This is a genomic window from Candidatus Palauibacter sp., assembly GCF_965216145.1.
Classification (GTDB): domain Bacteria; phylum Gemmatimonadota; class Gemmatimonadetes; order Palauibacterales; family Palauibacteraceae; genus Palauibacter.
Genome location: NZ_OZ244149.1, coordinates 3,565,770 through 3,585,465, shown reverse-complemented (window position 1 = coordinate 3,585,465; position 19,696 = coordinate 3,565,770). Strand labels below are relative to the sequence as shown.

The following is a 19,696-nucleotide window of genomic DNA, read 5'->3' as shown; positions in this document are numbered from 1 at the left end:
CCCCGGACGCTCTCTCGGCGTCAGCCCGGCGGGCTCCAGCGGTGCACTTCATCGACCACGGCAGCGATCACGCGGGGGTCGGAATCGGGGTGCAGGCCGTGCCCAAGGTTGAAGATGTGCCCCGGCCGTCCCCCGGCGCGGCGCAGGACGTCGCGCGTCCCGGCCCGAGCCGCTTCCTCGCCGGCCAGGATGCGGGCGGGGTCGAGGTTTCCCTGGATCGCGCGTTCCGTGCCGATTCGCTCCCACGCTTCGTCCAGGGGCAGGCGCCAGTCGACCCCGATCGCGTCTCCGCCGGCCTCCGCGAAGGCCGGGTGCGCGGCGCCGTAGTGCACGGTCGGAATTCCGCGCTCGGCAAGTCGCTCCAGGAGACGCCGGGAATGGGGAAGCACGTGGGCTCGATAGCTGTCGGGATCGAGGACGCCACACCACGAGTCGAACACCTGGATCGCGCCGGCGCCGGCTTCGTGCTGCGCGATGGCGAACTCGGCGAGGTGTTCGGCCCAGAAACCGGCCAACCGGTCCCACAACCCGGGCCTACGGAGCATGAAGCCCCGCAGTTGCGCGAGGCGGCTGTCGCGCGGCCCGCGGGCCAGGTATGAGCAGAGAGTGAACGGCGCCCCGACGAAGCCGATCACGGGCCGCTCCGCGTCGGCCGCGAGCAGGCGGATCGCCTCGAGCACGAAGTCGAGACGCTCCCGCGGGTCGAAGGGACGCAGCCGGTCCACGTCCTCGAGCCCCCCCCACGGAGGCAGGGGGACGGGTCCCACGCCGGGACGGAGTTCCACCTCGACCCCGGCCGCCTCGAACGGCGTCGACAGATCCATGAACAGGACCAGCGCGTCCACGTCGAAGTAAGCCAGCGGCAGCCGCGTGACGTGCGCCGCCGCTTCCGGATCGCGGACGAGTTCGAGGAAACCGCGCTCCCGCCTCAGCTCGCGGTACGCGGGGAGGGAACGGCCGGCCTGCCGCATGAACCACACGGGAGTCCGTTCCACGGGTTCGCGCGACAGCGCGCGGAGAAGGAGATCGTTCATTGCCCGCCGATCTACGGCGGCCACCCTTGAGGCGCAAACCGGCGGGTTGGACCCGTGCGTGCGCGGGCGTAGCTTGCGGTGCCGGAACCCGGGTCCATCACAGTGGAGCGATCATGAACCGCCGCGCCGCCCGCACGCTGCTGTGTGCCGTCACCCTCGGAATCGTCAGTTCACCGCCTCTGTCCGCGCAGGAGGGGGCGCAGAACCAGAGCTTCGACATCGTGCTGCGCGGGGGGCGGGTGCTGGACGGCACGGGGAACCCGTGGTTCCGCGCGGACATCGGGATCCGGGGCGGCCGGATCGCCGCGGTCGGGGATCTGTCGAACGCGACCGGCGAGCGCGTGATCGAACTCGACGGGCGGTACGTCGTCCCCGGATTCGTCGACATCCACTCGCACGCGGACGACGACCTCGACGCGGCGGGAGACGCCGGGAGCGAGGGCGCGCGCCGCCGCGCGGCCCCCAACCTGGTGAGCCAGGGCGTCACCACCGTCGTGGTCAACCAGGACGGCGGGTCCCCGTGGCCGATCGCGGACCAGCGCGCGCGCCTCGAGTCGCGCGGCCACGGGCCGAACGCGGCGCTCATGGTCGGCCACAACACGATCCGCGGCATGGCGCTCGGCGACGACTTCATGCGGCCCTCGACGCCGGCCGAGGTCGAGCGCATGACGGAACTGGTCGAGCAGGGGATGGCGGAGGGCGCGTACGGCCTCAGCGCGGGGCTCGAGTACGTGCCCGGGATCTGGAGCGAGACCTCCGAACTCTTCCCGCTCGTCGAGGCGGCGGGGCGCGGGAGGCGGCGTCTACATCGTGCACGAGCGCAGCTCCGGGATGACGCCGATGTGGTTCTGGCCGAGCCAGGACGATCCCGGCCCCCCGACCATGATCACGACGGTGCTCGAAGACATCGAGGTCGCCGAGCGCACGGGCGTCACGACGGTGGCGACCCACATCAAGGCCCGGGGCTCGGACTTCTGGGGCGCGGGGCGGGCCCTCGTGGAGCTGATCGAGCGGGCGCGGGCGCGCGGCGTCCCGATCTGGGCCGACCAGTACCCGTACAACACCACGGGCAGCGACGGGAATACGGTCCTCCTCCCGCGCTGGATCTTTCCCGGGGGCGGGTCCGGCGGCGGCGGGCCGGGGGGGCAGGGCGCGGCGGTGGACTTCGCGGCGTCGCTCCGCGAGGCGCTCTCGGACCCGGACCGCGGGGAACAGGTCCGCCTCGACATCGAGCACGAGATCGGGCGCCGGGGAGGTCCGGAGAACCTCGTCATCATGGACCATCCGGATGAGACCCTGATCGGGAAGACGGTGGCGGAACTCGCCGCCGAGTGGGACGCGTTCCCCGTCGACGTGGCGATCCGGCTGCAGCTCGAGGGTGACCGCGGGCGGGCGGGCGGGGCCCGCGTGCGCGGTTTCTCGCTGTCGGAGATCGACGTGGAGGAGTTCTCGGCCCACCCGTGGCTGGTGACGGCCTCCGATGCCGGGATCGCGCTCCCCGGAGACGGGCCGGTCCACGCGCGCTTCTACGGCACCTTCCCGCGGAAGATCAAGCGTTACGCGATGGACCTGGGCGTCCTTTCGGTGGAGAGTGCGGTCCGATCGATGACGACGCTCCCGGCCCAGGTGCTCGGGCTGCGCGACCGCGGGCTGCTCCGCGAAGGGCTGGTGGCCGACATCGCGGTCCTCGACCTCGATGAACTCCAGGACAACGCGACGTTCTTCGAGCCGCACCAGTACGCCTCGGGCGTGGACTACGTACTCGTAAACGGCACCTTCGTGGTCGATGACGGTGAGCTGACATACGCGTTGCCCGGGGTGGTCCTCACGCCGGACAACGCGGGCGGATCGGGCCGTGGCGGGGGTCCGGGATGCTGACGGGGCGCGGGGCGGTCGCCCTCCTCGCGCTGTCCGGGCTGGGTTGCGGGACGGGCGGCGAGGTGCCCGACGCGGCCGGGGGGGAGACGGCGAATCGCCCCGAGGCGGCGACGGGCTCCGTGGCCGAGGTGCCTTCGGGGGCGAAGCGAGCGCCCGACGACGCGTTCCGCACCCTGGAGGGCGGCGAGGCGAGCCTCCACGACCTGCGGGGCAACGTGGTCGTCGCGAACCTGTGGGGCACCTGGTGCCTCCCGTGCCGCGATGAGCTGCCGGAACTCGTGGAGCTGGCCCGGTCCTACGCCGGCCGGCCCGTCATCGTCCTCGGACTCGCCGTCGAGTCCGGCGACCCGGAGGAGATCCGCGATTTCCTCGCCGACTTCGGCGCCGACTACCCCAACTGGATGCTCGGGATGGACGACGCCGTCGCCACGTTCGAGGCCGTGGGCTTCCCGACCACCCTGATCGTGGACGCCGAAGGGTGGATCCGGAAGGCGCTTCTCGGTCCCCAGACCGTCGAATCGCTGGGGGAGGAGATCGAAGCCCTCCTCCCCTGACGCCGGAAGTGTCGGGTAATGATCGGGTTGCATGATTGAAGGGGGGGGGGGGGTAGGATGTGCTCCCGAGACTGTCGGCCTGTACAGGTGCCGACGAGACAAGTCGGTCCGAGCGACCGGCGAAACCGAAGGGAGCATGCTCGATGACCGGAATCAGCAAGATCGTCCGACCCGTGATCCTCTCCATCCTCATGGTCTTGACTGGCGCCGTCGGCGACGCTCAAGCCGGCACCTGCGACGACGACTGTCCCTTCGATTCGGCCGGATCCTTTACCCATTGCGACGATGAGGATCTCGGGCCCATCAGGTGCAACTACAGCGACACCCACTACTACGCCAGCTTCGGAGGGAGCTGTTGAGGTCGTTTCTTTCGTCCGGGCCTTCGCGGCAGCTTCGGCCCCCGAAGAGGGGAAAGTTGCCGCGGCGGCTCTCGGGTGTCGCGAGCGCCGGGCTTATGTGCCTCGGCTTGGCATCGTGCGGCGGGGGCTCCGAAGGCCCGGATCGATCCCTCTCCCGTCCCTACGTTCTGGAGCACGTGCGCACGATCGTGCGACAGGACGCGAGTGAGGCTACGGCTTGGCTGGGGCGGCTGAGGGATCTCCGCCACGACCCCGCGTCGGGCCATCTCCTGGGCGTGGATATCGATGACCAGCTCATCGTGGAATTCACGACCGGCGGGGAATTCGCGGGGGTTTTCGGGCGTTACGGAGAGGGCCCCGGAGAGCTGCGGAATGTTGAGGCCTTCGAGGTCACGGGGCACCACGTGGTGGTGCTGGACCGTGGAAACGGGAAGCTCGTAGTCTTCGACCGCTCCACCCGCTGGATGGTGACCGAGGTGCCTCTCAACCGCGGGACTTTGGACCTGACGATGCTGGACGATACGCTGGTTGCCGTCATGCCCGGCCCCGAGGGCACGCTGTACGAGCGGATCGGGATCGACGGGCGGATCGCAGGCGCCTTCGGCGACGGGGGCTTCGTCGGCAGCTCCTGCGGCCGGTGTTCGATCACGAACATCGGCGAGGGGTTGCTGGCCGTCGTGAAACCGGAGTTGCCCGAGGGGCGCATCTATCGACTCGATGGAACCCTGTTCGATGCGTTCGGTTTCGGCGAACTCGACCATGTCCTGAACGACTGGCGGGTTGACTTCCAGGAGACGCTGCGCCGGGCGTCCGGCATGGTCGCCGCCGGGGGCGGAGGACGGATCGCGGCGGGCCGGTATTGGGCTGGAGTGGACACCGGAGCCCTTCGCGACGGTTCCTTCTTCGCGAGCGCGATCCCGGAGAATATGGAGGTGAACCCGGCGGAACTATGGGTGCTCGACCGCCACGGGAAGGTCCGGGAACGATACGTCTTCGATCGTCCACTGATCGGAATCTCGACCGCCTCGTTCCCCAGGGTATTCGGGCTCGGCCTGAGCCACGAGTTTGGCGTATACGAGTACCGTCTGCCCGCCAAAGACGAGTAGCATCGGACATTCGACTTTCCTGCCTACGCACGACGACTCGGCGTCGCGCGGAGAAGTCCGTCCCCAACCGGGTGCCGATTCGGCTCACGTCAGCTGCTGGCCTTCGTAGAGGCGGCGGTAGAGGGCGCAGCGGTCGATCAGGACATCGTGCGGGCCGATGTCCACGAGCCGCCCCCGGTCCAGGACCAGCAGGCGGTCGGCGCGGCGCACGGTGCGCAGGCGGTGGGCGATGATGACCGTCGTGCGTCCGACCGAGGCCGCCTGCAACGCCTCCTCCACCAGCGCCTCGCTTTCCGCGTCGAGACCGCTCGTCGCCTCGTCGAGGATGAGAATCTCGGGTTCCTTGAGGAGGACGCGTGCGATCGCGATCCGCTGCCGCTGGCCGCCCGAGAGCCGCACGCCACGCTCGCCGACCATTGTCTCGTAGCCGTCCGGCAGCCGCTCGATGAACTCGCGCGCGTGCGCCGCCGCCGCGGCCGTCTCGATCGCCGCGTGGTGCGCGTCCGGCCGGGCGTAGGCGATGTTCTCCGCGATCGTCCCGGCGAAGAGCGGGTGGTCCTGCGGGACGACGCCGATCCGTGACCGGAGCTCCGCGAGGGCGCACTCGCGCACGTCCACCCCGCGCACCCGCACCCCCCCTCGCGTGACATCCCAGAAGCGGGGGATGAGCGAGGCGAAGGTCGTCTTCCCGGCGCCGCTCGGGCCCACGAGTGCGACGACCTCGCCCGGAGCGATCGTCGCGTCGATCGCCTCCAGCGCCCAGGGCTCTGTCTCTCCGTAGCGGAAGGACACGGCGTCGAAGGCGATCTCCGGCGGTCCGTGGCCCGCGAGTGACCTGGGGTCGGCCGGTTCGACGATCGTGCTCTCGCGATCGAGCAGGTCGAACACGCGGCGCGCGGCGCCCTGCGCCTCCTGGTACGAGCCCCAGAGCGAGGCCAGCGCCATGATGGCCGCCGCCACGGAGAAGGCGTAGAGGAGGAACGACACGAGCTGCCCGGCCGTGATCTGGTCCGCGAGCACGAGCCGCCCTCCCTGCCAGAGGACGATCACGACGCCGCCGAACGCGACGACCGTAAGAACCCCGAACAGCACGGCGCGCACGATGGCCCGCGAGAGCGCCGCCTCGAGCGCGGCGTCGATTCCGGCCCGGTAGCGGGCGCGCTCCCACCTCTCCCGGACGAAGCTCTGGACGATCTCGATCTGGCCGAAGGCCTCGTCCGCGACCGCGTGCGCCTCGGCGAGCCGATCCTGCACCTCGGTGCTCCGGCGGCGGAGCAGCCGCCCGAGCGCGAAGCCGGCGAGCACGACGATGGGGGCCACCGCCAGCGTCGTCAGCATGAGTTGCCAGTGGAGGAACGTGAGCAGCACGAGCGCACCGACCAGAAAGAGGATCTGCCGCACGAGTTCGGCGATCTGGTGCCCCATGATCTGCTGGAGCGTCGAACAGTCGGAGGCGAGCCGCGAGGTGAGTTCGCCGCTCGCACGCCCCGCGTGGAATCCGGGGGAGAGCCCGACCAGCTTCGAGAACAGTTCGTCGCGCAACTGGGTCACGACGCGCTCTCCGGTCGCCCCCAGCCAGTACGTCTCCCCGAAGTTGAACAGGCCCTGGAGTGCGAAGAGTCCCAGCAGCCCCAGCGCGATCGCGCCCAGGAGCGCCGCATCTCCGTCGCCGAACGCCGCGTCCATCAGGTAGCGCACGACGAGAGGGAAGACGAGGCCGATGGCGGTGCTGAAGAGGAGACAGATCCCGGCACCGACGAGGGCCGGCCGATGAGCCCGCAGCCGCGGGGCGAGCCGCTTCAGCGCGAACAGAGAAATCCGTCGTCCGGAGTCCGACATCGCGCTTGGCCTCTCCACCGCCCCCGTCTATCTTCCGCGCCCCGGTGACTCCGGGAGGAGCCGGAAGTTCGCACGGGCCACGAGACCGGCGCAACGCGCCGCGGAGAGCTTGAAGACACCGCCCCTCAGCCGAATCCAATCACCGCGCCGCGCCCGAATCCTCGCGGCCTGGCTGCTCGTCGGCTGCGCGCTCGTCGCATCGACGCTCATCCTCGGAGGGGTCACACGGCTCACCGGGTCGGGCCTCTCGATGGTCGACTGGGAGCCGGTCAGCGGCGTCGTCCCGCCGTTCAGCGCCGAGGCCTGGGAGCGGGAGTTCGCGGCCTACCAGGCCTCGCCGGAATACCGGCTCGTGAACCGGGGGATGTCCCTCGCGGAATTCAAGCGCATCTTCCGGTTCGAGTACGCGCACCGGCTGCTGGGGCGCGTGATCGGGCTCGTCTTCATCGTGCCCTTCGCGGTGTTCCTGTGGCGACGGATCATCCCGCGATCGATGGTCCCTCGGCTCCTGATCATCTTCGCGCTCGGGGGGGCGCAGGGGCTGCTCGGCTGGTGGATGGTGCAGAGCGGGCTCGTCGATGTCCCGCGCGTGAGTCCCTACCGCCTCACCGCGCACTTGGCGCTCGCGGTCCTCGTCTACGCACTCTCGCTGTGGACCGCGCTCGCGCTGCTGAGACCCGAGGACGGGGCCGCGGCCTCCGACCGGGGATCAGGTGGGAGGCCGGGGCGCTGGTCGGCCGTCGTCCTCGGCCTCGCCGCGCTCACCATGCTCTCGGGTGGTTTCGTGGCGGGGCTCGACGCCGGGCTCGTCCACAACACATTTCCCAGGATGGGGTCCGACTGGATCCCGCCCGACCTCTTCGCGGCCAGCCCCTGGTGGCTCAACCTGTTCGAGAACCGGACCACGGCGCAGTTCGATCACCGCGTCCTGGCGATGCTGCTGCTGGTCGGGGTGACGGCCCTGTGGTGGGCGTGCGCGCGGCGCGCGGGAGGGGCGGCGATGAAGTGGGCGCACGCGGGCTTCGCGGCCGTATGGGTGCAGGCGGTGCTGGGGGTCGCCACGCTCCTCCTCTTCGTCCCCATCCCCCTCGCGGTGCTCCATCAGGCGAACGCGCTCGTCCTCTTCACCGCGCTCCTGGGCCTGACCTTCGAACTGCGGCGCTGCTAGACCGCCTCCAGCAGAGCCACGTGGCCGAGACCGCCGGCGGCGCAGACGCTGACGATGGCCCGCGTCCCGGCCGGCCGGGACGCGAGTTCGACCACCGTCTGAGAGAGGATGCGCGCCCCCGTGGCGCCGAAGGGATGACCGAGAGCGACGCTGCCCCCGTTCGGGTTGATGCGCTCCCGCGGGAACGCGCCGAGACCGTCCTTCGCCGGCGAGCGCGCCGCGAGCCACTCCGGACTCTCGAGCGCGGCCACCGTGCACAGGACCTGCGCGGCGAACGCCTCGTGGATCTCCCACAGCCCGATGTCGTCCAGCGACAGCCCGTGGCGGTGCAGCAACCGTGCGATTGCGATCGCGGGGGCGATGAGGAGTCCTTCCCGCTCCGGGTCGATCGCCGCCTGGCTCCAGTCGAGGAGTCTCGCCCGGGGCAGGGCCTCGGGAAGCGTCGACAGACCCGCTTCCGAGGCGACCCAGCACGCCGCCGCCCCGTCGGTGAGCGGTGACGAGTTGCCGGCCGTGAGCGTCCCCGCCGAGCGGGAGAACGCGGGGCGAAGGCCGGTGAGCTTCTCCAGCGAGGTGCCGGAGCGGGGCAGCGTGTCGCCGTCCACCGGGAAGGTGCCGGGGGTCACGAGGAGGGATCGGAAGAACTTCCCCCCGTCCCGGGTGGCCCCCTCGTGGCTCGCGAGCGCGAGGCGGTCCTGTGCCTCCCTCGGGATCCCCCATTCCCGCGCCATCTCCTCGGTGTGCTCACCCATCGTCTTCCCGGTCGTGCGCTCCGCCACGGCGGGCACCGTGATGCGGAGGTCGCGCGGGCGGATGTCGCCCAGCGTCCGGACCATGCGGGGGAAGCTGCCCGCGCGCCCGGCCCACCGGATCTTCCTGCTGAGCCCCTGCGAGAGTCCGATCTGAGTGTGGCTCATCGACTCGACGCCGCCGCAGAGCACGAGGTCCGCTCTCCCGGCCCCGACCTGTCCGGCCGCGTGGGTGGCGGCGGCGAGCGAAGTCGCGCACGCCTGGACGATGCCCTGCGCCGGCACGCCGGGGTACAACCCCGACTCGAACCAGACCTCCCGGCCCCAGTTACTCACGGTGAGGGAGGGGATGACGGCGCCCCACAGGACGAGGTCGATCCGCGCCGCGGCATCCCGGCCCGGTCCGCGGTCGCCCGCGACCGTTTGCTGGATGACCGGTGCGGACAGGGCGAGGCCGTCGAAGCGCGCCAGTTCACGATCCATCTTCGTGAACGGGGTGCGCAGGCCGGGGAGGACGAAAGCCGAACCGGGATTCATGCGTGGCATCCTATCGAACGTCCTCCCAAGATGGAACGTGTCGCGGCGGCCGCCGCCTGATTGGAAAGGGAGCACAGATGACCGTACGGGTGAGGTTCGCCCCCAGCCCCACGGGGTTTCTGCACGTCGGCGGGGCGCGCACCGCGCTGTTCAACTGGCTCTTCGCGCGAGGGGAGGGGGGCGTCTTCCTCCTCCGCGTGGAGGACACGGACCGGGCGCGCTCGCGTCCGGAGCACACGCAGGCGATCCTCGACGGCCTCGACTGGCTGGGGCTGGACCTGGACGAGGGCCCGGTGTTCCAGGCCGACGGAATCGATCGTCACCGGGAGGACGCGTACCGCCTCCTGGAGCAGGACGCCGCCTACCGCTGCTTCTGTACGGCGGACGAACTCGCGCGCCGCCGCGAGGAGGCGAAACAGGCCGGCTCCGGGTATGGGTACGACGGCCGCTGCGGTCGTCTGGACGCCGCCACCTCGGGCGCGCGCGCCGAGGCGGGCGAGCCGTTCGCGCTGCGCGTCGGGGTGCCGGGGGAGGCGATCGGCTGGGAGGACATGATTCACGGCCCCATGTCGTTCCCGGCCGGCTCGATCGACGATTTCATCGTCCTCCGCTCCGACGGCACACCTGTCTACAACCTTGCCGTCGTCTCCGATGACGCCCATGCCCGGATCTCGCATGTCGTTCGCGGGGATGATCATATCTCGAATACGCCGAAGCAGATTCTCCTCTATCGGGCGCTCGGGGCACCGCTCCCCGCCTTCGGGCACGTGCCGCTGATCCTCGGATCCGACGGCAAGCGACTCTCGAAGCGTCACGGGGCCATGTCCGTCCTCGCCTACCGCGACGAGGGCTACCTGCCCGAAGGGATGGTGAACTTCCTCGCGCTCCTGGGCTGGTCTCCAGGGGACGACCGCGAGCGGTTCGATGTGGGCGGTCTCGTCGAGGCCTTTTCGATCGAGCGCGTGCTCCGAAAGAGCGCCGTGTTCGATGTCGACAAGCTCGGGTGGCTGAACGGGCGGCACATCGCCGCGTCGCCGCCGGCCGTTCTGGCCCACCCCGTGATCGGGATCCTGCGCGCGGAGGCCCGGGAGGCGGGCTTGCGTCTGGCCGAGACGCACCCGGAACTCGATGCGTCGGCCGACCGCCTCGCGGCGATCATCGACCTCGTGAAGGGGCGTCCGCGCACGCTCCCCGCGCTGGCGCGGCAGGTGTCTCCCTTTTTCGCGGCCTCGGTCCGCTACGAACCGGACGCGGTGCGCCGTTTCTGGAAACGCCCCGCGGAGACCGCCGAACACCTGCGACAGCTGGCGGTGCGGCTCGCGGAGGAAGCCTCCTTCCGCGACGTCGAGACGCTGGAGGCCGAGGTCCGGGGGGTGGCGGCCCGGCTCGGTGTGGGGGCCGGGCGCGTCATCAACCCCCTCCGCGTCGCGCTCATGGGGCAGGCGGTGAGTCCCGGGATCTTCGAGGTACTCGGGGCGATGGGGCGCGAGCGCGTCCGGGCCCGACTCGAGGCGGCCGTCCGTTTCCTCGAGGCGGAGGCGGAGGGGGTGACCGCGTGACCGGCACGCCGCCTTTCGGCCCCGCCGACCACGAGGCGCGCATGCGACGGGCGCTCGAGCTGGCGGCCCGCGGCGGCGCGCGCGGGGAGGTGCCCGTGGCCGCCCTCGTCGTCGACCCGGAGGGCCGGATCGCGGCCGAGACGCACAACCGCACGCGGGAGCTTGCCGACCCCACGGCCCACGCGGAGGTCCTCGCGCTGCGTGCCGCGGCCGCGAAGCTCGGCGACTGGCGCCTCGAGGGCTACACCCTCTACGCCACCCTGGAACCGTGCGCGATGTGCGCGGGGGCTGCCGTGCTGGCTCGCGTAGGGACCCTCGTGTTCGGCGCGCCGGATCCCAGGGCGGGGATGTGCGGATCGGTCGAGAACCTGGCGCAGGATTCGCGGCTCAACCACCGGGTCGAACTCGTCGCCGGCGTCCTCGCGGGGGAGTCGGCGCGCCTCCTGCGGAATTTCTTTCGCGCGCGCCGGTAAAGCGCGGCGACCGGGCGGGTGGCGGGTCAGGCGCGGGCGGGAACGGGCCTCCCGACGAAACGCATGACGGCGAGCAGGCCCCCGATCCCGAGGACGTACGCGACCCAGGTGGGCAGCCCGTACGACGTGCCGACGTGCCCGAAGAGCATCGCCGCCGCGGCCACGATGAGTGCGTACGGAAGCTGCGTACGCACGTGGTCCATGTGATCGCACGCCGACGCCATCGAACTCAGGACCGTCGTGTCCGAGATCGGCGAGCAGTGGTCGCCGAAGATCGATCCGGCGAGGACCGCACTGATCGAACTCACGAGGAGCCCGCCTCCCGCCCCCGTCTCGAAGCCGGCCGCTCCGCCGAGGGCGACGATGAGCGGTACGACCAGCGGGAGCAGGATGCTCATCGTCGCCCACGAGGTCCCGGTGCAGAAGCTCACGACCGCCGCCGTCGCGAAGGTGAGGACGGGTACCAGTTCGGGGGCGAGGCTGCCCTCGAGCACCTGCGTGAGGTACTGCGCCGTGGCGAGCTGGTTCGTCACCTCCCCGAGCGACCAGGCCAGGGTCAGGATCACGAACCCCATCGTCATGGCGCGGATCCCGGCGAGCCAGCCTTCCAGCGCCTCTTTCAGCGAGAGGATCCTCTGCGACGTCGCCAGCCCGATCGCGACGATGCAGCCGGAGAGCGAGCCCCACAGGATCGCCTTGAACGGGTCCGCCGCCCCGAACGTGTCCCAGATCGAGGCGCCCGTCCCCGCCCCGCTGCGGCCATCGAAGTACAGCCCGAGGAGGACGACGACGACGACCGTGACGACGGGGATGGCCGCGTTGTACCAGCGCAGGGGAACCCCCTCCGGCGCGTCGAGTCCCGTCTCCTCCGTGTTGACCATGAGCTGCGACCCGGGACGAAAGACGCCGCCTCCGGTACGCGCCCGCGTCTCCGCCGCGTGCATGGGGCCGAGGTCCCGTTGGGTCACGATGACCAGGGCGACCATGAACAGGGCGAGGATGGGATAGAAGAGGAACGGGATGCTGCTCAGGAAGACCGTGAACGGACTCGCCGCGGCGAGGGCTCCGGCCAGCGCGGGGTCGGGGGTTTGTTCGGCGGCAATGCGCAGCCCGTCGCGGATCAGGGAAATCTCGAACCCGACCCAGGTCGAAACGAAGACGATCGTCACCACCGGCGCCGCGGTGGAATCCACGAGGTAGGCCAGCTTCTCGCGCGACACCTTCAGCTTGTCCGTGATGGGACGGAAGGTGTTCCCGACGATGAGCGTGTTCGCGTAATCGTCGAAGAAGATGCCGAGGCCCGCGAAGAAGGTGGCCAGTTGCGCGCGCCGCGGCGTGGTGGCCAGCGGGCGCACGGCCTCGACGATCCCGCGCGTTCCTCCGGAGCGGGAGATGACGCCCACCATGGCGCTCAGGAGCGCCGAAAAGATCAGGATCGAGGCGTTGTCGGCGTCGGCCAGCGACGGAACGATGAAGGTGTCGATCGACCGCCACAGTCCGGCCAGGGGATTGAGCCCGGCGACGAAGAAGCCGCCGAGCCATATCCCGAAGAAGAGCGACACCACGACGTGGCGGAAGATGAGCGCGAGGGCGATGGCGATGAGCGGCGGCAGGAGGCTGATCCAGCCCGGGAACCGCGGCGGGTCGACCGTTTCGCTTGCCGAGCCCTGATCCGCCTCGATCTGCACGGTGAGGGGCAGCCCTTCGCCCGCAACGCGGAGTCCGTCCACGTTCGTCTCGGCCCGGATCGGCAGGTCTCCGGCGGCGAGTTCGCGCCCGTCGGCCGAGAGGACGCGATAGCGGGCGTTCTCTCCGTCCTCGGTGCGCAGCGCCAGCGAGAACGGCACGTTGGTGAGGACGACGGCGGGGCCGTCCACGGTGAGGGCGGGGCCTTCCTGCGCGAGCGCCGCGCGTGGCGATAGCCCCAGCGCCGCGAGCCCCAGGGCCGCGAGCCCCAACCCCGCGCGCCGCGAAACGTCGGATCGGATTCGCATGCCCGAACCTACCCGAGGCGTCGCGGGAGGGCTATACTGCCGCCCGATCGAGGCCGACCGGCAGCCCGTGGCGCGATGGATCGCCGCTCGAATGCAGCGGGGCTCTTGCCACGGGCTGCTAAGCGCCGCGCCGCCGTACCGGATCGACCGAAGCCGAGACCAAACTGACGCAAAACGTCCTCGACGAGGCCGCTGCCAGGACCCTGCTGGCGGATCTCTCCGCGCAGCTCGAGCGGGCCATCGAGCCCGCCGCCCGCCTCATCCTCGTCGGCATCCGCCGTCGCGGGGATGCCATCGCGGCGGAGATCGGTCGTCACCTCGAACCCTCGCGCGGGCCGGTCCCGATCGGTTCGCTCGACATCACGCTCTACCGGGACGACTTCGGGCAGGTCGGTGCGCTTCCTGTCGTGGGGACGACCGAGATTCCCGAGTCCATCCAGGATGCGCACGTCGTGATCGTCGATGATGTGCTCCACACCGGGAGGACGATCCGGGCGGCGCTCAACGAACTGTCGGACTTCGGGCGGGCCCGCTGCATCCAGCTCTGCGTCCTCGTGGACCGGGGCGGGCGCCAACTGCCGATCCAGCCCGACTACGTCGGACGGGTGATCGATCTCGGTCCCGACCAGGATGTCGCGGTGCGCGTGGCGGACACGGACGGGGCCTGGGGCGTCGATGTGGTCGACGTGAACGGCTCCGCCCCGGAGGAGGAAGCATGACGACCGGGGGCAGGGACCTCGGCCTCGGGAAGGACCTCGTCGGCCTCGAGTCGCTGAGCGGCGCCCAGATCGAGGCGATCCTCGACACCGCGGAGCCGTTCAAGGAGATCAGCGAGCGGAAGATCAAGAAGGTGCCTGTCCTCCGCGGGCAGACGATCGTCAACCTCTTTCTCGAGCCGTCAACGCGGACCCGCATCAGCTTCGAGTTCGCCGAGAAGCGGCTCTCGGCCGACACCGTCAACATCTCGGCGACCGGCTCGTCCGTGCAGAAGGGCGAAACGCTCGTCGACACGGCGCGAAACCTCGAGGCGATGCGGATCCACATGGTCGTCGTCCGTCACGGTTCGTCCGGGGCGGCCAAGTTCCTCGCCGACCGCATCCCCTCGAACGTCATCAATGCCGGCGACGGGCAGCACGAGCATCCGACCCAGGCCCTGCTCGACCTGCTCACGATCCGGGACCGGTTCGGCGCGATTGCCGGGCGGCGCGTCTGCATCGTCGGCGACATCCGGCACTCGCGCGTCGCGCGGTCGAACATCTGGGGTCTCGTGAAGTGCGGCGCCGAGGTGGCCGTGTGCGGGCCGCGTACGCTGATCCCCGCCGGCATCGAGGAACTCGGGGTCCAGCGGCTGGACGCGATCGAGGAAGCGATCGAGTGGTGCGACGTGCTGTACGTGCTGAGACTCCAGCTGGAGCGGATGGAGGGGGGCTACGTCCCCTCGCTGCGGGAGTACAATCGGGTGTTCGGGGTCAGTTCCGAGCGGCTGGCGCGCGCCCCGGACGAGATGGTCGTGCTCCACCCCGGGCCCATGAACCGGGGGGTCGAGATCGACTCCGACGTGGCGGACGGCCCGCGTTCGGTCATCCTCCCGCAGGTGACGAACGGCGTAGCGGTTCGCATGGCCGTCCTCTATCTGCTCGCCGGCGGTCGCCCGGAACTGGCGGAATCCGCCAAGGTGGGGGGCGCGTGAGCCGCTCGCTCCTTCTCGCCGGCGGACGGGTGATCGACCCGTCCGCGGGTACGGACGATGTACTCGACGTCCTCGTGGAGGACGGGCGGATCGCGGCCGTGGCGCGGGGGATCGCCGGGCCGGACGGGGTTCCGCGGGTCTCGGCGGAAGGGCTCGTCGTCGCCCCCGGGCTGATCGACGTGCACGTCCACCTGAGGGAGCCGGGGGCCGAACACAAGGAGACGATCCGCTCCGGAGCCCGGGCGGCGGCGGCCGGCGGCTTCACCACGGTGTGGGCGATGCCGAATACGGATCCGCCGCTGGACGATCCCGCCGCCGTGGGCTTCGTGCGCGAGGAGGCACGGCGCTGGGCGCGGCAGGGAGAGGGCGGCGCGCGTGTCAGCCCGGTGGGTGCCGCATCGCGGGGTCTCGCGGGCGTGCAGATGACGGAGATCGGCGGCCTCGTGGAGGCCGGTGCCGTCGCCGTCACCGACGACGGGCACCCGATCCATGACCCGTCGCTCATGCGGAGGCTGCTGGAGTACACCCAGTCGTTCGACATCCCCGTACTCCAGCACGCGGAGGACATGGCGCTCTCGGCCGGCGGCGTGATGAATGAAGGGGCCGTGGCCACGGCCCTCGGACTGCGAGGGATTCCCAACGCGTCGGAGGCGACCGTGGTCGCGCGGGACATCTATCTCGCCGAACTCACCGGCGGGCACGTGCATATCCAGCACGTCTCGACCTGTGAGGCCGTCGACCTCATCCGGCGCGCGCGCGAGCGCGGGGTTCGCGTCAGCGGGGAGGTCACGCCTCACCACCTGACCCTCACCGAGGAAGCGGTGCGGGGGTATCGGACGGAGGCCAAGATGAACCCCCCCCTCCGCTCGGAAGCCGACCGGCTCGGCGTTCGCCAGGGGGTCATCGACGGCGTCATCGAGTGCATTGCGACGGATCACGCGCCGCACCACTACGAGGAGAAGGAACGGGAATTCGACGATGCACCTTTCGGCATCGTCGGTCTCGAGACCGCGCTGGCGGTCTGCATCGGCGAACTCGTAACCCCCGGAGATCTTCCGCTCCCCCGGCTCATCGATCGCATGTCGACGGCCCCCGCTCGTACGATGGGGATCGACGGGGGTACGTTGCGCCCCGGCAGTCCCGCGGACATCGTCGTGTTCGACCCGCAGGACGAGTGGACCGTCGACTCGGCCGGCTTCCGCTCGCGAAGTCGTAATACGCCCTTCGAGGGCTGGGAGGTGAGGGGTCGGGTGCGACGCACCATCGTAGGTGGTGAGACCCGGTACGAACGGCGGTGAGCGCCGAAAAGGTGGAAGAGGGCATGACGGACCCGGATTCCGCAGTCCCGCAGGAAGTTCGCCGGCTGGCGGAGGCGTCGGAGGAGATCCTCCGGTGGATCGAACGTCTCAAGGATCGCGCCCTGGAAGCGCGGCCGGAGGTCGTGGAGAGGATCCGCCGGGACTACCAGGTCCGGCTTCGGTCGGCGGACACCCGGCTCGCCGCGCAGCGTCCGCTGCTCGTCGAGATCGTCTCCGAGCGGGAAGCCTTGCAGGAGTCGCTGCGCGCGGAGATGGGGGCACACGCGTCGCACCTCGAGGAAATCGAACTGCGGCACGAGGTCGGGGAGTTCAGCGAAGCCGAGCTGAAGGCGCGACGGGCGCCGATCGAACGGGAGCTGGCGGATCTCGGCATGCGTATCGAGAGAGAGAAAGAGATGATCGCCATGTTGTCCGGCGTCATCGAACGCACCACCGCCCCCGAGGCCGAACCCGCGATCGACACCGAACCCGTGATCGAAGCCGAAGCTGAAGTCCACGCCGCGGCTGAAGTCGACCGCGCGTCGGAAGTCGACCCCGAGCCGGAGGTTGACCCCGAAGCGGTGGCGGACGAAGACGAAGGAGAGCCGTCGTCCGACGCGGCCGGGGCCGGGAGCGAGTTCGCGGACGAACTCGACTTCCTGGAGTCGCTGTCGCTGGGGGAGACCGGTCCCTTCGACGCGGTTTCCGCCATGCTGGATGAAGAGGAGAGGTCGGACGAAGGCCCGAACTAGTCTCGCATCACGGGCTGGAGTCCCGCCCGCAGGCGGGTGGGACGGGTGCGGATCAGGCCAGGTCCCGGACGTGCCGCGAGGCTCGCGCCTTCTGCCGCGCCGCCGTGTTCGGCTTGAGCACATTGCGGCGGGCCGCACGGTCGAGCACCTGGTACAGTTCGGACAGCGCGGGTTCCGCCTCTTCCGGGGAAGTCATCGCGAAGAGTCTCTTGCTTCGCGTCCGGATCTCGGATTTCACCTGCCGGTTCCGGAGTCTCCTCATCCGGGACTGGCGCAGTCGTTTCGCCTGGCTCGCATTATTCGGCACTCGGTACTCCACTCCTCCGCAGGGATTCGAGGGCGCAGACCATACTTCGCCCCCGAGGGAAACGCAAAATAGGGGAGTCGGTGGTCAACTTCCAACTCGGCGTCCGCGCGGACGCGCCGTGACCTTCGTCGTGTTACATTATCCGCCCGACAACCACTGTCCGCCCGACAACGGGCACTTCGCTCGTTCGGTCCGGACAGCATGGCCGGCGAGGCACCCCGCGAAGCTCCGGCCGGCGTGTGGAGGGGAGGACTGTTGACGGCGGTTCCCAACCGACTGCCCAGCCAGCAGGCGGCCCAGCCGTTCGTCGTGGAACTAGACCGGTTCGAGGGTCCCCTCGATCTGCTCCTCCACCTGATCCGGTCCCAGGACATCGACATCTTCGACATCCCCATTTCCCGGATCACCCGTCAGTTCCAGGAGGCGCTCACCGGCAGGATCGATCGGCTACAACTCGACCGGGCCGGCGAATTCCTCGAACTGGCCGCGACGCTCGTGCGCATCAAGGCGCGGCTCCTGCTCCCGGGACGGCGCGACCCGGAGTGGGAAGACGACCCGCGGGCGGAACTCGTGCGTCGGCTCCTCGAGTATGAACTGTTCCAGGAAGTCTCCCGGCTGCTGGGCGTGGCGGAATTCGAGCGACGGCGCCTCCTGGCGAAGGGGTTTCTGCCTCCGTCCCCGGTCCGCGAGCGGGAAGGCATGGAGCTGTCGACGACGCTGGAGGACTTCCTGTCGGTCCTCGCCCACATTCCGGAACCCGATCCGGTCACGAGACATGTCGCACCGATCCGGACCGTGACGGTCGAAGAGAAGGTCGGGGTCATCCGTCGGCTGCTCGGCGAGGACGAGCGCGTGCCCTTCACCCGGCTCTTCTCCTCGTGGCGGGAGCGGCATCATGTGGTGGCCGCGCTCCTCGCCTGCCTGGAGTTGGCCAAACAGCAGGTCCTCCGGATCGAGCAGACGCGGCGCTTCGGCGCGATCTGGCTCTTCGGCCGCCGCCCGCGGCGCGCCGGGGCCGGAGACGAGAGCGGATGAGTCCCGAGCAGATCGTCGAAGCCACGCTCTTCGCCAGCCAGACGCCGCTTACGGCGAGGGAACTGGCGCGCGCCGACGAATCGCTCGACGTACGGCGGGTGCGAGAGGCGCTCGACGTGCTCCGGGGGCACTACGAGGACGAGGGCCGGGCCTTCCAGATCTACCAGCTCGGAGACGGGTTCCAGATCCTCACCCGCCCGGAGTTCGCGCCCTACCTCGAACGGTTCGATTCCGTGCCGCGACCTCCGACGCTGTCCCGCGCCGCGCTCGAGACGCTCGCGATCATCGCGTACCGGCAGCCCATCGGGCGCATCGAACTCGAGGAGATCCGCGGGGTCGCCTCCACGTCGGTGCTGCGTACGCTCCAGGACTGGGAACTCGTGGAGGTCACGGGGCGGGGCGAGGGCCTCGGGAGACCCCTCCTCTACGGCACGACACCGCGGTTTCTGGATCATTTTGCCCTGCAGTCGCTCGCCGACCTGCCGACGCCCGACGATCTGTCGATCGCCCTCGCCCGGCCGGAGTCGGCGGAGGTTGCGCTACCGGCGGACCCGACGGGCGACGGCGCGGCCGGGCGGCCCTGAGCCGCGCGGTCCCGGTTCCGCCTCGTGCGTCTCCAGAAATTCCTCGCCCGGGCGGGTGTGGCCTCCCGCCGCAAATGCGAAACGTTGATCACCGCAGGCCGGGTCCGGGTGAACGGACGCGTCGTCACGCGACTCGGCACCCGCGTGGACCCCGAGACGGAGCGCGTCGAGGTCGACCATCGACGGGTCGCACTCAAGGCGGCGCGCTGGCTGGCGCTCCACAAGCCGCCGGGATACGCCTGCACGCGACGAGATCCCTCCGGGCGTCCGACGATCTACGATCTGGTGCCGGCCGACGCGCACCACCTGCCCCATCTGGGTCGGCTCGACTTCATGAGCGAGGGGTTGATCCTGCTGTCCAACGAAGGCGATCTCGCGAACCGGCTGCTCCACCCGAGTGCGGAACTGGACCGGACCTACGTCGTCGAACTCATCGAGCCGGTGGCGGCGGACCTCCCGGCCCGGCTGCGGGAGGGGGTCGCGCTCTCGGATGGGCCGGCGCGGGCCCGTCGCGCCCGCTGGGTCGGAGGACCCGGAACCCGCCGGCCGGCGGTGGAGATCGTCCTCGCCGAGGGACGAAACCGCGAGATCCGACGCATGCTGGCGCGCCTCGAGGTCACGACCCGGCGTCTGCGAAGGACCTCGTTCGGCCCCATCGAACTCGGCGCCCTGGCGGCCGGGCACTCCCGCGATCTGACGCGGGCAGAGCGCGCGGCGCTCGAGCGGGCGGCTTGCTCCCGGCTCGCGCGGGAGTGAAGATCGGGCTGCCGGTTCGCGGCG

19 protein-coding genes and 1 pseudogene are annotated in these 19,696 nt (G+C 70.4%); 15 read left to right on the top strand and 5 right to left on the bottom strand.

The window, feature by feature from the left end:
• Positions 1–20: 20 nt before the first annotated feature.
• On the bottom strand, positions 21–1,034 hold the full coding sequence (gene hemE / locus ACOOHF_RS15455) for a uroporphyrinogen decarboxylase (RefSeq protein WP_420462343.1): 1,014 nt from the start codon (positions 1,032–1,034) through the stop codon (positions 21–23).
• Between the two features lie 113 nt (positions 1,035–1,147).
• Between hemE and ACOOHF_RS15450 the strand changes: the two are divergent.
• The 5 genes and pseudogenes from ACOOHF_RS15450 to ACOOHF_RS15430 all read left to right on the top strand — a co-directional run.
• Positions 1,148–1,696, top strand: a pseudogene (locus tag ACOOHF_RS15450) (D-aminoacylase); the annotation flags it as partial.
• A gap of 148 nt (positions 1,697–1,844) precedes the next feature.
• Positions 1,845–2,912: an amidohydrolase family protein gene (locus ACOOHF_RS15445; RefSeq protein ID WP_420462342.1), complete on the top strand. Its 1,068-nt coding sequence runs from the start codon at positions 1,845–1,847 to the stop codon at positions 2,910–2,912.
• Positions 2,906–3,466, top strand: coding sequence for a TlpA family protein disulfide reductase (locus ACOOHF_RS15440; RefSeq protein ID WP_420462341.1), 561 nt, complete (start codon positions 2,906–2,908; stop codon positions 3,464–3,466). Before ACOOHF_RS15445 ends, ACOOHF_RS15440 begins: the two co-directional genes overlap by 7 nt.
• A 143-nt stretch (positions 3,467–3,609) precedes the next feature.
• A complete protein-coding gene (locus ACOOHF_RS15435; protein ID WP_419941524.1) occupies positions 3,610–3,825 on the top strand; it encodes a hypothetical protein in 216 nt (71 codons plus the stop codon).
• Positions 3,826–4,001: 176 nt separating this feature from the next.
• Positions 4,002–4,931: a hypothetical protein gene (locus ACOOHF_RS15430; RefSeq protein ID WP_420462340.1), complete on the top strand. Its 930-nt coding sequence runs from the start codon at positions 4,002–4,004 to the stop codon at positions 4,929–4,931.
• 84 nt (positions 4,932–5,015) lie between these two features.
• Here ACOOHF_RS15430 and ACOOHF_RS15425 read toward each other — a convergent pair whose 3' ends face one another.
• Positions 5,016–6,770, bottom strand: a complete 1,755-nt coding sequence (locus tag ACOOHF_RS15425) for an ABC transporter ATP-binding protein (protein WP_420462339.1) — start codon at positions 6,768–6,770, stop codon at positions 5,016–5,018.
• 109 nt (positions 6,771–6,879) lie between these two features.
• On the opposite strand from ACOOHF_RS15425, the gene ACOOHF_RS15420 reads away from it, so the two are divergent.
• On the top strand, positions 6,880–7,938 hold the full coding sequence (locus ACOOHF_RS15420) for a COX15/CtaA family protein (RefSeq protein WP_420462338.1): 1,059 nt from the start codon (positions 6,880–6,882) through the stop codon (positions 7,936–7,938).
• On the opposite strand, the gene ACOOHF_RS15415 is transcribed toward ACOOHF_RS15420, so the two are convergent.
• The gene (locus ACOOHF_RS15415; RefSeq protein WP_420462337.1) at positions 7,935–9,224 is read right to left on the bottom strand and encodes a thiolase family protein; all 1,290 of its coding nucleotides are present in this window, start codon (positions 9,222–9,224) and stop codon (positions 7,935–7,937) included. The two genes, ACOOHF_RS15420 and ACOOHF_RS15415, sit on opposite strands and share 4 nt — an antisense overlap.
• A gap of 77 nt (positions 9,225–9,301) precedes the next feature.
• On the opposite strand from ACOOHF_RS15415, the gene gltX reads away from it, so the two are divergent.
• Both gltX and tadA read left to right on the top strand, forming a co-directional pair.
• Positions 9,302–10,783, top strand: coding sequence for a glutamate--tRNA ligase (gltX, locus tag ACOOHF_RS15410; RefSeq protein ID WP_420462336.1), 1,482 nt, complete (start codon positions 9,302–9,304; stop codon positions 10,781–10,783).
• Positions 10,780–11,256 carry a tRNA adenosine(34) deaminase TadA gene (tadA, locus tag ACOOHF_RS15405; RefSeq protein WP_420462335.1) on the top strand — a complete coding sequence of 159 codons (477 nt, stop codon included), beginning with the start codon at positions 10,780–10,782 and terminating at the stop codon, positions 11,254–11,256. The genes gltX and tadA overlap by 4 nt, the downstream gene beginning before the upstream one ends.
• Positions 11,257–11,282: 26 nt before the next feature.
• On the opposite strand, the gene ACOOHF_RS15400 is transcribed toward tadA, so the two are convergent.
• The gene (locus tag ACOOHF_RS15400) at positions 11,283–13,250 is read right to left on the bottom strand and encodes a Na+/H+ antiporter NhaC family protein (protein ID WP_420462334.1); all 1,968 of its coding nucleotides are present in this window, start codon (positions 13,248–13,250) and stop codon (positions 11,283–11,285) included.
• Positions 13,251–13,414: 164 nt separating this feature from the next.
• Here ACOOHF_RS15400 and pyrR point away from each other — a divergent pair, with 164 nt between their 5' ends.
• From pyrR to ACOOHF_RS15380, 4 genes are read left to right on the top strand one after another with little or no spacing between them, the layout of a single operon-like run.
• Entirely contained in the window at positions 13,415–13,969 is a 555-nt protein-coding gene (gene pyrR / locus ACOOHF_RS15395; protein ID WP_419936847.1) for a bifunctional pyr operon transcriptional regulator/uracil phosphoribosyltransferase PyrR, read from the top strand.
• Positions 13,966–14,940 (top strand): aspartate carbamoyltransferase catalytic subunit, encoded by a 975-nt coding sequence (locus tag ACOOHF_RS15390; RefSeq protein WP_420462333.1) that lies wholly within the window; start codon positions 13,966–13,968, stop codon positions 14,938–14,940. Before pyrR ends, ACOOHF_RS15390 begins: the two co-directional genes overlap by 4 nt.
• Complete coding sequence (locus tag ACOOHF_RS15385; RefSeq protein WP_420462332.1) at positions 14,937–16,238, top strand: dihydroorotase; 1,302 nt, start codon at positions 14,937–14,939, stop codon at positions 16,236–16,238. The genes ACOOHF_RS15390 and ACOOHF_RS15385 overlap by 4 nt, the downstream gene beginning before the upstream one ends.
• Positions 16,235–16,990 carry a hypothetical protein gene (locus ACOOHF_RS15380; protein ID WP_420462331.1) on the top strand — a complete coding sequence of 252 codons (756 nt, stop codon included), beginning with the start codon at positions 16,235–16,237 and terminating at the stop codon, positions 16,988–16,990. Before ACOOHF_RS15385 ends, ACOOHF_RS15380 begins: the two co-directional genes overlap by 4 nt.
• A 52-nt stretch (positions 16,991–17,042) precedes the next feature.
• On the opposite strand, the gene rpsT is transcribed toward ACOOHF_RS15380, so the two are convergent.
• Positions 17,043–17,297: a 30S ribosomal protein S20 gene (rpsT, locus tag ACOOHF_RS15375; RefSeq protein ID WP_419935702.1), complete on the bottom strand. Its 255-nt coding sequence runs from the start codon at positions 17,295–17,297 to the stop codon at positions 17,043–17,045.
• 255 nt (positions 17,298–17,552) lie between these two features.
• Here rpsT and ACOOHF_RS15370 point away from each other — a divergent pair, with 255 nt between their 5' ends.
• From ACOOHF_RS15370 to ACOOHF_RS15360, 3 genes are read left to right on the top strand one after another with little or no spacing between them, the layout of a single operon-like run.
• Entirely contained in the window at positions 17,553–18,332 is a 780-nt protein-coding gene (locus ACOOHF_RS15370; protein WP_420462330.1) for a segregation and condensation protein A, read from the top strand.
• Positions 18,329–18,916 (top strand): SMC-Scp complex subunit ScpB, encoded by a 588-nt coding sequence (gene scpB / locus ACOOHF_RS15365; protein ID WP_420462329.1) that lies wholly within the window; start codon positions 18,329–18,331, stop codon positions 18,914–18,916. Before ACOOHF_RS15370 ends, scpB begins: the two co-directional genes overlap by 4 nt.
• 24 nt (positions 18,917–18,940) lie before the next feature.
• Entirely contained in the window at positions 18,941–19,672 is a 732-nt protein-coding gene (locus ACOOHF_RS15360; RefSeq protein ID WP_420462328.1) for a pseudouridine synthase, read from the top strand.
• Positions 19,673–19,696 lie beyond the last annotated feature (24 nt).

What these genes read in the sequence shown, in the direction of transcription:
- hemE (WP_420462343.1), bottom strand. Translation starts at nt 1,034, where the DNA reads ATGAACGATCTCCTTCTCCGCGCGCTGTCGCGCGAACCCGTGGAACGG.
- ACOOHF_RS15440 (WP_420462341.1), top strand. Translation starts at nt 2,906, where the DNA reads ATGCTGACGGGGCGCGGGGCGGTCGCCCTCCTCGCGCTGTCCGGGCTG.
- ACOOHF_RS15435 (WP_419941524.1), top strand. Translation starts at nt 3,610, where the DNA reads ATGACCGGAATCAGCAAGATCGTCCGACCCGTGATCCTCTCCATCCTC.
- ACOOHF_RS15425 (WP_420462339.1), bottom strand. Translation starts at nt 6,770, where the DNA reads ATGTCGGACTCCGGACGACGGATTTCTCTGTTCGCGCTGAAGCGGCTC.
- ACOOHF_RS15415 (WP_420462337.1), bottom strand. Translation starts at nt 9,224, where the DNA reads ATGAATCCCGGTTCGGCTTTCGTCCTCCCCGGCCTGCGCACCCCGTTC.
- gltX (WP_420462336.1), top strand. Translation starts at nt 9,302, where the DNA reads ATGACCGTACGGGTGAGGTTCGCCCCCAGCCCCACGGGGTTTCTGCAC.
- ACOOHF_RS15400 (WP_420462334.1), bottom strand. Translation starts at nt 13,250, where the DNA reads ATGCGAATCCGATCCGACGTTTCGCGGCGCGCGGGGTTGGGGCTCGCG.
- ACOOHF_RS15390 (WP_420462333.1), top strand. Translation starts at nt 13,966, where the DNA reads ATGACGACCGGGGGCAGGGACCTCGGCCTCGGGAAGGACCTCGTCGGC.
- scpB (WP_420462329.1), top strand. Translation starts at nt 18,329, where the DNA reads ATGAGTCCCGAGCAGATCGTCGAAGCCACGCTCTTCGCCAGCCAGACG.